We start from the raw sequence: 13,861 nt of genomic DNA on the forward strand, positions 1-13,861 counted from the left end.
TGACAGAATGGTTACGATTAAACCTGCAAAACCAATCGCAAACATGAATGATTCATAAACTGTCATCCAGCACCACCCCCTTTCTGTTTGGGAGTGTGCCGACCACCCTTGAAAAAACCTATTCTATTGTATCTAAATTATACCATTACCACACACCGATAGGAACATATGTTCACTTCGGATTCCACTAATATTTTTCAAAGTTCCCTATTTAATTTCCAATCTAGACAACTGCCTAACACTCCCGACAATCTTCGAATGAAAATATTCATCTTCAGCCCCTGGCACCACCCTAATCGCTCCCATGCCAAATTGCTCTTGGAATTCCAATTGAAAATACCTCATCTCCTCGGCCACTTCATCCGTTGTCGGTGTAAGAATATAAACCTCCTGAACGGCCCGTTCACCTGAGTCCCGCTTGAGAATACCATCGCGATATTTATGCATTTCACCCAGTGCCGTACCCAGATTATCCGGAACCCGATATTTCGGGTCAAACACGATCATGCCGTTTTCCCCTTCCAGAACAATATCTGGAATCATTTTTTGAGTAAATGTATGAAAAGTTGGTGAGTTGAATTGATAGGCCCGTTGGTAGTACAGGCTCACACCGCACTGCAACTGAATTTTGCTTTCCTTGTTCTCAGCTAGATTCAGAAAAATGCCATCCTTCGTCAACTTATACAAACCAGCAGAATCGACTACAAGGCCCGCTTCCCTCAGAATCCTGACAACCTTCATAAAGCACCACATTTCATACAATTGAAACGTGTCTTTTAATGAAATCGGGTAATCAAAGCCAATGCCCTCACGGTTATGCTTATAAAGCTGATCAAACCATTGATACCACAAACGGTAAACGGGGTGCTTACGAAATTTTTGCGTAATCGTATAAGTACCTTCATTTGCTGTGACTTCATTCATAAACGCACTGTTTAACCAACGCTTGACAATCCCTTTATATCTCAACGCTTTGCCGGCTACCTCATCATGTTCAACCACTTCGTACTTGCGGAGGAGCCGATACAAATCCTGTAACTGCTGCTTTAGCACTTGATTTTCGTACAGATTTCGCGATTCCAATGTCTTCACATTTTGAACCATACTTGGAATCTCGTCGCCGTGCCCCTGCAGATCCAACCACCTTAAAGTAACCTGTTCCGAATGCTGGACCTTTTCCCGTTTCATCATCATCGTATACTTGTCCAAACGGCGAAGCGGCTGCTTTTCAATTTTTGAAAAAATGTGCTTCAACTGATGAAAGGATCGATCCAAATAACTCCATTGTGTCCAAGTGATATCACGGTTTCGGCCAGATGCATTGACATGGGTCGTCAACCCGCTGAGCTGGAAGCAGCTATTCGCCTCCGAAAGGATTTCTTCCAGCATCAGGTTGAACTGTTCTTCCGTCAGTTTCCGATCATCCGGATAAACAAAGGTCTCAGATTCCTGACCATTTATCAAAACCCGAACGGTGCCAGATTGAAAAGGCGTCATAAACGTGGCAAATCCTTTCCCCTCTTTTTGAAAAAATGGTACCGGAATTCCCTGAAACCTCACATCCATTTGCGTACCGTTAAAACGCAGCTTGTATTCGGTCGCTTCTCTAAGATACGCATCCAAAAACGGAATCCAGCCTTGCTGTAAATCAAAAAGCTCAAGAAGATTAGCGCCAGAATTGGGTTGCACCATAATACTCTAACTCCTCTTTCATCCGTTTCACGTGCTGGAGTGAGATAGAAGCAGCACCTAGATTCATGGTCAGCCATGCCTCCAAATTCACCAGCATATCAGAAATCCGCTCATCCCCTCGGACCTTTGTTAAAACTTTTTCAGAAATCACCCGATCCAATGCTTCCATTGCATCCAATTGATACTCTTCAGGAAGCTGACGATTGGCATATAGCTTTTGCAGCATTTCCCCCATCGAACGATAGCCAAAATGCAGCTCATAAAAGGATAACGTGCGATGCAATTCCCGTAAAATCGTAAACTCGTTCGCAAGCGCAACTTTCAGATCCTGGTCGACCCGTTCCCAATACGAATCAAAATCAACATCGGAAAGTGTCATGACAAAGGCTCGGTCCAAGACTTTATCTGAGATGGAATGGGTGGTTTCGTCGACATTAATGGTTCCCAACACATAGACATTCGGCGGAATCACCATTTTCTTCGGAATATCGGTAATCTGATCATCCTGATGCAGCGGAATTTCTTTTCTGGATTCAACCGCACTTAGGTAATCACTCAGATAATATTCCACACGAGCCAAGTTCATTTCATCTAATAAAATAAAATGAGGCTTATCCCTCTCTTTTAACGCATGCAGAAGAACCTGCAGAAACTCCGTTTTGACATAGCGTTTTTCAAAGGAACTATAATAACCGAACAGAGCAGTCGTATCAGTCCAGTCCGGACGTACCGGAATAATCGTAAAATACGGATTCTCACTCTCATATTCCAGACCATAAACGGCATTAGCATATAAGCGGCAAAGCTGGGTTTTCCCTGTTCCGGAAATCCCGCTTAACAGAACAAAATGCTTATCATCCAAAGCGGTCAGATTCAAATGTAAGTCACGAATAATGTCATTGGAAAACGTAAATTGACTGTTGGTAATCATGTTGATGATTTCGCTGAACGTAAAGTTCGGTTCCAAACCTGGTTCCGTATCGGGGTCGTCCTCTTCTCCATTCCCTCCAGTATCGGTATCAGACGGCAATTCCAGTTTTTCTTTAGCATGATGAAAGATTAGGGCAGCATCGATAAACGTTTTCTTGACCTTTTCGGTCCCTTCCACAAATGACTGCGTTTCATTATTGAAGCTTCCCACATAATAGGAACTTCCTTTAACCTCTATATGATGTTCACCTAACAATCGCATTGCATTGGCCATCACTTTCGTGTTCTCCTGGCTCTGTGACGCGAATACCTTGGTAATCCACCATTCTTTTGTGCCGTCCCCAATTATTTCTCTGGCACTTGTGAAAATATGATTATGGCCCTCCAGCTGGACGATAATCGTCTGAAGTGGCGAGTTCTTATCATGATAGTCAAGGTAGCTGATAAACCCCTTTGTTAGCAACTGCTCACCATCAAAAATATAAAAAGCCTGGCGTTTTCCCTGTTTTTGATCTTCCAATGGCCCTATATCGACCGTATAGGGACGGCCCAGCAACTGGGTTTCCTTAATGTTTCGGGTCGCTGCCAAGAGCATAAGGGCATCATACGCTAGAGTTGAAACATCAATTTCTTCGTTATAAAAACTTCGGAAAGGGCCAAGCTTTTCCCAAACGGACACAAGCTGGGCAATCAGGGATTCCTCTTCCATGTTCCCTTCCAACGGCAGGCTTGTTCCAATTTCAAAGTTAGGCCGTTTGCGTGGTTTAATACAGCTTTTGACAAACGGAACAAACTCCTCTTTGGGGATCACCGACTTTTCCTTCCAGCCCGTAAAAATAGAATAATCGGACGGAATCGCCTCCAGGACACCTTGAATTTTTTCGTTCCGAACCCATGCCCAAAACGGGATGAAATTCAGTTCAGAATGAATCATCAACATTCTACTGATCCCATCTAGTTCAAGGGTGAGGAAATTGTACTCCTTGTCATCCACTTTCCTATTCAGTTTTATATAGTGTTTCCGGCCAATATCCGATTCCTTTTTCTTCTCGGCATACGTTGGGTTACGAGCATCATGGTAGGTAGTGGTAAGCGTCGTATCATAGCTCCTGATTATGTACTCATTCCCGAGTGGAATCCCGATTCTTTCAACAAATTGTTGAAAAATTGGTTTTACAACTGGTGAAATTTCGTCCAGCACCTTCCGGCAGCGAATTTCTGTGTTGTCTTCGTTAAATAATGATTGAAAATATGTAAGATTTAGCATTATTAGTTTCACCCGCTTAAAATAATTCATTGATCGTAATCTTAAACTTGTTCCGGCCTTTATGGCAGGTGTCGAGGCGCTTTAAAAGAGCGCATTTGAAATAATTAAGATTTATTTATATTCTAGCAGAATTAGGAAAATTACATCTACCAAATTTGGTGTAACTGAAGGAGAAGTTCTACCAAGTGGACACAATTTAGGGTCAGACCTGTAGCACGTTAAAACTTTTGCATGCTGGAAGGCTGACCCGCCGGCCTTTTATTCTATTGCAACGTGTGCACTAGAAAATATATTTACTATTACAATCATAAACGAATTACCTAATTTAGCTAAATTAGGTAATGTAGTCTAAGAATTCCGAAAAATATGATATTATTAAAAGGGAGAAATTTTAACAATGGGGGAATTATCGGTGAACAAGCAAGAATTTATGGCACATATGGAACAGGCTTATGATACAAGCGCCATCAAACCGGAAAGTATATTTATGTTCAATATGTTGCAGTTTGAGTTTGATTATGATGATGAGGCGAAAACATGTACCATTACTTGTCCGGTTACTGACATTATGTATAACCCGGCTGGGATCGTGCACGGCGGCATCTTTACCTTTCTCGCTGACACAGCGATGGGTCATTTAAACTTTCGGCTGAAGGACGTACCTTATGTATCGCTAGAATTGAAGACCTCTTTTTTTAAAGCAACGAAATCTGGAAAATTGATTGCAACGTCTCGTTATAAGAAGGATGGCTATAAAATTTCATTCATGGAAGCAGACGTCCGCAATGAAGAAGGCGAGTTATTGTGCACGACCTCGGGCACATTTTATCGATACGACAAGTAACCGAGGGTGACCAGGAGGGATAGTTCTCTACTTTATTTTATTATTACTTCCTCTACATAACTACTTCAATCTACTATTTATTATTATCTTAGGCACCATCCAATACTTGGGTGGTGCCTATCACGACTAATTCCTTTTTGTTAAAAATAGAATGATTTTGCTTAACTTGATGGCCATATTGTCATCAGGCATCTAATTGCATAGCTTTTTTTATCGAAAGTAACAATACTTGTTTAATGGTTACAGCTTTATGCCATGCCACTTTTTCAAATGCTCAGCATGGGTGGATAAGTAAGAATGCGGGTCAAATAGTTTGTCATAATACTCCAAATCTAGATGATGCGACTGTAAGTACATTAATGAATAGACAGAAGGCACGGTTGCCGGAAATTTCCCGAATGTATCATACATGTATTGAGCCTGCAGGGCAATAATTTCTTTAAATTCTTCATCATGAACTTGTGCGTTGCTGCGCACGAACGACGGATTCTTCCAAATTCCCTTTGTTTCAGGATGAAATGGACCGTCCTTCCCAAATTTGCGTTCCACTAATGCTTCAACTGCATCTCTCATGGTCGGATAATGTGGAGGTGTATACGAAGTAAATACTCCTTCAAGTCCTGTTGGGTTAGGTATTGCCCAACGTTCATCTGTATCATAGCGGAAACCAAGACCGGGAACATCCGGATCACCACTGGCTCCTAAAACGGTTAAGCGATCAATTCCATCAAACATCCAACCGCCGAGCCCGATTGCTTGCTGCAATAACATTCCTGAGTATGTTGCTGTAGCCAATTCTGCAGATAGTTCAGCAAGCGAATATTGATCAAGGAAGCTAAGGGGAACCGGATTATCGACATCCACAATATGTCTGTATTTCTCTAAACCTGGGATTTTCCGTTTATTAATATCGTCATAGATCACTAGCCCATTCTGAACGTAGAAGCATAAATTTAACAGTGTATGCTGAGCTAAATCCCCTACTGGGAACACTAAGAAAGTACCAGGTTTATTGGCCACCCAAGAATTATGCCCCTCCATATAGGGCTCATAATTAGGAATATACAGGCGATCATCGGATAATTTCTCAATTCTTTTTTGATGTGATTGCAGTAATTCTTTTGTAGAAAGTTTTCCATTGTCTGAGCGTCCCACTTCTGGTGCAAAATCACGGGTACGGAAAATGTAGGTCCCTGTGTCATCCGTAAAAAATACTTCCGAAGTATGAAAGCCTGCTGCAGATGGATGGGTTCTGCCCGACGCTGATCCAGAATAATTGGATAGATACGGTTTATAACGATCATGTCTAGTAACTGAATGATGCCAACCCGTTACACCACTGACCCCCAATAATATTAGTAGTTTTTCTAAATTATTTAGCGGTACTGGTTCGTGTCTTGATTTATATGCAAGCGGTCCGTCAGGTATTTCTGCTCCAAGAAAAAATCGGCGGGAACGCCGTCCAAAAAGTGCTTCAAGAAGTGGGAATTCTGATAATTCTCTTAGTAAATCTTCATTTATGTCCGCCTCAGAAAGATCAAAACCACTTTGCTTTATTTTTGTCATCGTTACATATTCCTCCCTCATAATAAATTATTTTCTAATCATAATTTCTTCTTCTACCATCGTGTTGAAAAATGGGGTTTGTGTATGACACTTTTTCTTTTTTACCTTTGTCAGCACGGTTTCATTCTCTTTCCATCTGAAATAAATAATATAAAATGTGATTTTGTCTATTTCTCTATTATTCTGTCTATTTGAATTATAATTGAGATATACGTTGATTTAGAATTAACAATATTTAATATGGGGTATAAGTACCACTTATACCCTAAACTTTTCGCTGCTTTTATGTAACATCCCCCATCGGCAACCTGATTCCCTTAAATGATACGAAATTATTTCTCCTGCTTCCTTTATATCCTTACAAGGTTCTATATCCATATACTTCGTTACATTTATATCCGTGAAATGCCTAAAAACCTCTTCTGCATTTTCAAGGTTTAAAATTTTTAATTTAATTCTCTCCGTTTACAATGGAGGGAACTCAACAATTTTTGTATTCATGTCGATTGAACTAGCTCATTGTAATAGCTTCTCTAGCAAGATTGGATTCTGTAACAAAAAATACCTTTTAAGAACCTTCCCTAAATCAATTTATATAGTTTTGGTCGAAACTTCTTAAAATCAGCTCCAAATTAGAAATAAGACAGTAGATTTGCCATTTTCAGGGGGTAATTCTGCTCCAAATTAGAAATGAGTGGATTCGCTGAAATTAGGAATTCCCGCTATGGTAGAGATACCCGGGAATACAATGGCATAAGCGCGCTTTCCTGAAAGGACCTAGCGTTGGAAAGCTTTGAACAGTTAGCAGAACAATATCAGCCGATGATCCACAAGATCATCCACTCTCTTCATCTTTACACAGACCTGGAGGAATTTTACCAACTTGGCCTCATTTCCTTATGGGAGGCTAGCCAACGATTCAATCCGGAAAAAGGGAATTTTACAAACTATGCTTATTCATATATTAGAGGCAAGCTGCTTATGGAACTCAATAAGATGGCAAAAATCCAGGAAAGAAGTTTTTGTCCGGAGGAGGAATTCTGGGAGGTGGCACCTGACTGCCAGCAAGACCCCTCTTTAGAAAAAGAAATCTTGTTATCCTGTTTGGAAATGCTAACTCCGAATCAAGGGAAATGGCTTCAGTACACTCTCATCAATGGCCTATCCGTCAGGGAAATTGCCGAACGGGAAAGTGTAACGGTATCGGCTGTAAAGCAATGGCGGGAAGGAGCGCGTGGGAGATTGAAGGGTTTAATCAGAAACTGAGCTGCAGGAAATGCCATAATAAAAAATCGTATAGAGAGAATCATCTAATACATTATTGATATCCATTTATGTTCCACAAAATGGGTGATATTGAACTACTTTTGGATAAATAAAAGGGGACAATTTGTCCAAAAGTACATCCGTTTTGAAAAAAGAGGATAACATAACAAAAAATAATTTAAAAAAATCCTCAAATCACTATTAGATCTGAGGATTTTTTCCCTTACCTTCAAAATGATAATGAAGCCGGTATTCACAAATAAAGAATTTCTTCATCTTCCTTTGCGATGTCAAAAGTAAACCTAAAGATATTATCATTGAAAGCCAATGATTTTCCTATTTCCAACGGTTGCCGATATCTATTGCAAAATCCTCATAGGGACGAATAGGAAGCATTTCCTCAATTTCAACATACTCTGATAATGGAAGCCCAGCCATAAAGGTTCGATCCAGTTCATCATGAGAGGAAGCATCATAAATAAGCACGACTTTTCTTTGTCCAGAAATCTTATAGGCCCCGACGATTTTCTTCCGCTCAACTGCTTTAAGACAAAGTTGCGCTTCAGCCTCCCATTTCTCCCATAACTCATCCATAGAGAGATCCTTTTGAATAACAGCAGCTTTGATTAAAAATAACAAGATTAACGCCTCCTTTGCTTCACTTTCAATTTTTTTAAATTATACTCTTTCTATAATCAGCGCCGTTCCTACTCCTGCTCCTCCGCTTATGGCAACAAGTCCGCGCTTCTGATTGCGTCTTTCCAATTCGTCCAACAGCGTACAAATGAGCATACCTCCCGTTGCCCCAAGCGCATGTCCCATTGCAATCACACCGCCGTTCGGGTTCAGCTGATCCCGGTCAAGACCAAAATCACGTTGAAACTTTAGTACCGTCGCAGCAAAAGCTTCATTAAACTCAAACAAATCAATATCCCCGATTGTTAATCCCGATTTCTTCAGAACCTCTTCAGCTGCCTTTTGCCCGCCGCCTAATAAGAAAGGGTCATCCGCAACGCTAGCGGAAGCCACAATTCTGGCTCGCGGTGTTAAGCCCAGCTTTTTCCCTTTTTCTTCCGAACCAATGAGAATCAAAGAAGCTCCGTCGGCTAAGGAAGGAGAATTCCCGGCATGATGGACATGGGAGATTTCCTTCAATTGAGGGAATTGCAGTTTAATTCGGCTCTCCATTCCACTTATATGTTTTTCGGAAAACGATGGCTTTAAAGCCGTTAATTTTTCCATTGAAATATCAGGACGAACAAGTTCGTCCTTTTCCAAAAATTCTTGATGTTGTTGATCATAGATAGGGAGTAAAGAACGGTTGAAATAGCCCTGCTGATACGCATTCTCGGCGCGTTCATGCGATTCATAAGCATATTGGTCAAGCTCTTCGCGAGTAAATCCTGATAACGATGCCATAATATCAGCGGATACCCCCATATGGACATAATTTGTTTTATCCATCACCTCGGGAGCAGAAAACCACGATCCTTCATCAGAAAACATGGGAACTCTCGAGGAAGACTCCACGCCCCCTGCAATGACAAGCTCATCCATTTCTCCCTTCACTTTTGCAGCAGCAATCAGAACGGCATCTAAACCTGACGCACAATAGCGATTGACAGTCATGCCGGGAATGGTATTGGGCAATCCGGCAAACAGAGCTGCCACCTTAGCAATATTAGACCCTTGGTCGCGGACCTGTGTAACACAGCCTAATACAATATCGCTCACTTCTGATAAGCGCAGTTCGTTCCTGGATTCAAGCGCATGAAACAGTTGTGAAACGTAATGGATGGGATTCACTTCAAGCAATGAACCATTTTTCTTTGCTGCCCCGCGCGGTGTACGGATCGTATCATAAATATAAGCCTCCATCTTGCACACCCTCCTTTCTTAAAAATAAAGCTCCCTAATTAACTCGTTCACTCTTCACCATCTCCCGGAGCTGATTCTTCAAGATTTTCCCTACCGGATTTCGCGGCAGCTGATCTAACAGGACCAATCGCTCCGGCAATTTATAAGAAGCAATCTGTTTCTCCCGTAAAAATGCAACAAGTTCCTCCAGCTTGATTTCTGCAGACTCTCTTGGAACGATGCAAACGCATACATTTTCACCCATAATCGGGTCCGGATAAGAGACGACAGCCACATCTTCCACCATTGGATGGCCTTGAAGCAATCCTTCCAGCTCCTCAGGTGATATCTTTAGTCCCCCGCGGTTGATTACATCCTTGACTCGTCCAACAACTCGATAATATTGATTTTGATCACCGGCAATCTCAAATAAATCCCCTGTACAAAAGTATCCGTCTTGATCAAATGACGTTTGATTCATTTCTTCTGAATTCCAATATCCAGAAAACAGACTGGCCCCTCTAATCCGCAGCTCACCAGGGTGAAGTGATTCTGTAATGTCCTCCCCTGTCTCTAAATCTACAATCTTACTTTCAATCCTTTCAGAAATTCGGTTGTCCCAGTTGAACCCTTTGACTCCAAATCTCGGAAAATATTTCGCTCGCATTTCTGGATCGGGGATATCATTCGGACTGCTTAAAAATGCTGCCCCTTCGTTAGAGCCAAAGAAATTGATAATGTCCACGCCATACTTTTCCTTCCAGCCGGCAATCATCCATGCGGTCAAAGGAGCAGAGCCTGTTCCCACAGCCCTTAGTGGGGTAATGTCTTTACCAATTAGCATGGCTTGATTTTTTAGCATCATATTTAGTAAGGCAGGTGGAATTAGTGTGTACGTAATCGTTTCCTGTTCAACCTGCTGAAGAAATGAGGGTAAATCGAAGGGATGATGCAGCACCAATTTCCCCCCTGACAATAACCACGGAATCAACATCCCACCGATACCCGCCATATTCACCATCGGAAAGGTATTTAAAATGCGGTCATCTCCTGTTAGTTGAGCGGCATCTACTGTTCCATAAGCACTGATAAACCATTCATTATGGCTTCTTGGGACACCTTTTGGTTTCCCCTCTGTTCCAGATGTCCAGCAAATAGTGAATATATCATCCGCTGTTATTTCAATCGTATCACGATAGGCTTTCAATCTCGTAAACTCTGAATCAATCCCGTCTGTATGAATCGGAATCGCCCCTTTGGGAACATCATTCCCAAATACAAAAACATGTTGAACCGATGGGACTTGCTCTTTAATTTTGACATGCATGGCTGCATATTCACGTTGATTCATTCTCTCTATCGTGATCACTGCTTTTGCACCTAACATCTTCAACTGTTGGGAACATTCAAATTCACGATATTGAACCGGAAATGGACTGGAAATCGCCCCCACTCGCAAAACCGCCAAATAAGTAATAACAAGTTCCACGATATTAGGCAAATGTATCGCCACAATATCATCCTTCACAATGCCGTGTTCAAGGAGAATGTCCGCTAACCGACTCACCCTGTGATCCAATTCTTTATAGGTTAGCCTTTGCATCAGACCTCCACATAACGCCCCCCGGTTAATCGGATCGACAATGGCTTCCTTGTCCGGCCATTGTTCAACGTGCTGAAGAAAATACTCCTCTATGGTGGCAGCTCCCCACCAGCCTTTTTCTACATACTCTTTTATTCGTTCATCTGATGAAAGAATCATATTTTTACCGTCCCCCTGCTATCAGGTGCAAATTTTGGAAGGCTTACTTTTCATTTCATTAGGAAAAGTAAGCCCTTTCTAAAAAAACAGGTCAAACTTTACCGCCCAACTTGAGCCTGTTACGTGAAAAGCTTTTCACCGTTAATCCACGTCGCATGGAAGCCCATTGGGATATGCTGCGGGACAAGAAGTCTGGCAATCGGGCCAAGCTCAAATTCCTTTGCATCCATAATAATCAGTTCCGATCGATTCTCCCGCTGATCATGAACATATGTCACCAAATAACCATCATCCTCAGCTTTGGCATTTATTTTCGGTGCATAGGCCCCCTCCGTACCATAACGGCCTTCTCCGAACATGTACTTCTTCGATTGCCCTGTCCATGTATCATATTTGACCAATCCGTCAAATTGTACCGTTTCCCCAGGACCGATATGAACATTATAGGAATAACGCGATTTATGCCCCATATAATCAAGGTTAATTACCGGAAACTCTGTGTTCATGTCACATAGCTCGCCCTCTTTTACTTGCCCTGTTTTCAAATTAAAGCGCCAGTAATGAAGCTGGGCATCTATACGGAGAAAAGCCAGCATTCTTTCAATTGGACCGCCCCTTTTTGTACTTGAAGGAACAGGTTCTTTTACCCGGCATCCCGTTAAAACGATTTCGTCTCCTTCTTCCCAGGCATTAATCACATGGTAAATATAGCAAGGGCTTGCTTCAAACCAGCGAATGGACTCGGCTCCACCATAACGCGGAATAATGCCAAAACGGCTCGGCAATTCGCGGAAAAACTTGACACTGTATCTTCCTAATTTCGCTGATTCAGGGTCGTTAAATAACGGCAAATCCATCAGGATCGAGTAATTTTTCGTAATTGCCATATCATGCGGCAGTCGCGGACCCGGAAGCTCAACCGGTGCAACATGCATCAGCTCTCCTGTTACCGAAGCAACGCCATACATCATATACGGATACACATTACCATAATCGAAAAAAATAAACTCACCCGTAGCCTCATCCACTTTCGAATGGGCCGAAATATTGCACGTCAGACGGCCGCCAAAATCCTCTACTCCGATTGTCTCCAATGTTCTGGCATCGACTTTGTAGGGCTGGCCGGACCGATACCAAAGTGTCAGCAAATTATTGTTATGAAAGACGACATCCGTATTGGATGTATTTTTTTCTTTTTCAAAAAACGGATTTTGCTTTTTATCTTCCATTAATCCTGCCCATATGGCTTTTCCTTCAATGGCTTCATGCTGGAAGGCCTTTGTATGGATATAGCGGTTTCGATAGCTGACTTTTCCATTTTCGAAATAAACGGCATGAAGCATTCCATCCCCATCGAACCAATGATAGCGGCCCTTAGGTTCATGTTTTGGATTAGGGCCGTTTCGCACATAGGCTCCGTAAAAATCGGTTGGAACCTTCCCCTCAAGGACCGTTAATTCATCCACATACATTTCATCCTTAATCGGAGCGTATAGACCATCGTGGAAATAGGGATTTTCATAGGTTTTTGTGTCAATCATCGTATAAATTCCTCCTTTTCCTTTTGTTCCGCTGGAAGCCACTCATTTGGCTGCTGAAAATCTGAATAGGCCTTTCTGTATTGCTGTTCAAGCTCTTCAATGATTTCTTTTGCCGGTTGAGTTTTTGTAATCGTATCCACGCCGTGCCCAGCCGACCAGATGTCCCGCCATGCTTTTGTTTCTCCATGTGGATTGTCAAAGTTTATTGCTTTTTTAGTTGATAGATTATTAACATCATAGCCTGCTTTTTCAATGCTTTGCCGGAGCATATTAGCATGCACACCAGAAAATGCATTTGTCAGAATAATATCCTCGTGTGTGGCTTCGATGAGCATTTCCTTGTATTGATCATTGGCCATGCTCTCACTGGCTGCGATAAATTTGGTCCCTAAATACACGAGGTCTGCCCCTAATGTTTGGGCAGCCAAAATGCTTTTTCCCGTAGAAATTCCTCCGGCAAGTACAATGACTCCATCCCAAAATTCGCGAACAGCATCAACAAAGGCAAAGCCAGTAATAGATCCAGTATGTCCTCCAGCCCCGGCGCTGACTAGAACTAAACCATCCACACCAGCTTCAGCTGCTTTTTTGGCATATTTGACTGAATTCACATCCGCAAACACAAGCCCTCCGTAGGAATGAACAGTTTCAATAACAGGGATCGGACTCCCAAGTGCGGTAATGACAATCGGCGGTTTAAATTTTTTCAGTAAGGCAAGCTCCTGCTCGAGGCGTTTATAGCTTCGATGCGCGACGATATTTGCTGCCCAGGGAGCCACTTTTTTGTCTGGATTTCTTTCTTTGTACTCCTTTAACTCCGTTGTCAATCGCGTCATCCATTCCTCAAGAATGTCGTTGGTTCGAGCATTCGGGGCAGGGAAAGAACCAATGACCCCATTTTTGCAGCAGCTTAAGACAAGATCCGGTCCCGATACTAAAAACATCGGGGCAGAAATAATCGGCAATACCGTGTTTTCGGTTAGCCAATTTGGTAATCTTCGACTCATGGACAATCACTCCTTTTCATTCATACTTTGCAGCCACTGGCATTAAACTACAAGCTACACTATTTATTAATGCAAGTACCGTGCCAATAGTTTAAACACACGATGGATGATGAATATTTTATCAATCAC

The 13,861-nt window shown here is 42.1% G+C and carries 10 protein-coding genes; 2 read left to right on the forward strand and 8 right to left on the reverse strand.

Going from position 1 to position 13,861, the window contains the following annotated elements:
• Positions 1-207 precede the first annotated feature (207 nt).
• Together KHB02_RS18700 and KHB02_RS18705 are read right to left on the reverse strand one after the other, a co-directional pair.
• Entirely contained in the window at positions 208-1,692 is a 1,485-nt protein-coding gene (locus KHB02_RS18700) for a DUF2357 domain-containing protein (RefSeq protein WP_213145837.1), read from the reverse strand.
• The gene (locus tag KHB02_RS18705) at positions 1,667-3,889 is read right to left on the reverse strand and encodes an McrB family protein (RefSeq protein ID WP_213145836.1); all 2,223 of its coding nucleotides are present in this window, start codon (positions 3,887-3,889) and stop codon (positions 1,667-1,669) included. Before KHB02_RS18705 ends, KHB02_RS18700 begins: the two co-directional genes overlap by 26 nt.
• Positions 3,890-4,301: 412 nt before the next feature.
• Here KHB02_RS18705 and KHB02_RS18710 point away from each other — a divergent pair, with 412 nt between their 5' ends.
• Positions 4,302-4,733: a PaaI family thioesterase gene (locus tag KHB02_RS18710; RefSeq protein WP_213145835.1), complete on the forward strand. Its 432-nt coding sequence runs from the start codon at positions 4,302-4,304 to the stop codon at positions 4,731-4,733.
• 240 nt (positions 4,734-4,973) lie between these two features.
• On the opposite strand, the gene KHB02_RS18715 is transcribed toward KHB02_RS18710, so the two are convergent.
• Positions 4,974-6,299 (reverse strand): glycoside hydrolase family 18 protein, encoded by a 1,326-nt coding sequence (locus tag KHB02_RS18715; protein WP_213145834.1) that lies wholly within the window; start codon positions 6,297-6,299, stop codon positions 4,974-4,976.
• A gap of 783 nt (positions 6,300-7,082) precedes the next feature.
• Between KHB02_RS18715 and KHB02_RS18720 the strand changes: the two genes are divergently transcribed.
• Entirely contained in the window at positions 7,083-7,565 is a 483-nt protein-coding gene (locus KHB02_RS18720) for a sigma-70 family RNA polymerase sigma factor (RefSeq protein WP_213145833.1), read from the forward strand.
• Positions 7,566-7,901: 336 nt separating this feature from the next.
• Here KHB02_RS18720 and KHB02_RS18725 read toward each other — a convergent pair whose 3' ends face one another.
• The 5 genes from KHB02_RS18725 to KHB02_RS18745 all read right to left on the reverse strand — a co-directional run bounded on the left by KHB02_RS18725 (position 7,902) and on the right by KHB02_RS18745 (position 13,732).
• Complete coding sequence (locus tag KHB02_RS18725; RefSeq protein WP_213145832.1) at positions 7,902-8,204, reverse strand: muconolactone Delta-isomerase family protein; 303 nt, start codon at positions 8,202-8,204, stop codon at positions 7,902-7,904.
• 39 nt (positions 8,205-8,243) lie between these two features.
• Entirely contained in the window at positions 8,244-9,443 is a 1,200-nt protein-coding gene (locus tag KHB02_RS18730; protein ID WP_213145831.1) for an acetyl-CoA C-acyltransferase, read from the reverse strand.
• 34 nt (positions 9,444-9,477) lie between these two features.
• Positions 9,478-11,184 carry an AMP-binding protein gene (locus KHB02_RS18735; RefSeq protein ID WP_213145830.1) on the reverse strand — a complete coding sequence of 569 codons (1,707 nt, stop codon included), beginning with the start codon at positions 11,182-11,184 and terminating at the stop codon, positions 9,478-9,480.
• Between the two features lie 119 nt (positions 11,185-11,303).
• A complete protein-coding gene (locus tag KHB02_RS18740; RefSeq protein WP_213145829.1) occupies positions 11,304-12,725 on the reverse strand; it encodes a carotenoid oxygenase family protein in 1,422 nt (473 codons plus the stop codon).
• Positions 12,722-13,732 carry an NAD(P)H-dependent flavin oxidoreductase gene (locus KHB02_RS18745; protein ID WP_213145828.1) on the reverse strand — a complete coding sequence of 337 codons (1,011 nt, stop codon included), beginning with the start codon at positions 13,730-13,732 and terminating at the stop codon, positions 12,722-12,724. Before KHB02_RS18745 ends, KHB02_RS18740 begins: the two co-directional genes overlap by 4 nt.
• Positions 13,733-13,861 lie beyond the last annotated feature (129 nt).

Source organism: Neobacillus citreus (assembly GCF_018343545.2).
GTDB lineage: Bacteria > Bacillota > Bacilli > Bacillales > Cytobacillaceae > Neobacillus > Neobacillus citreus.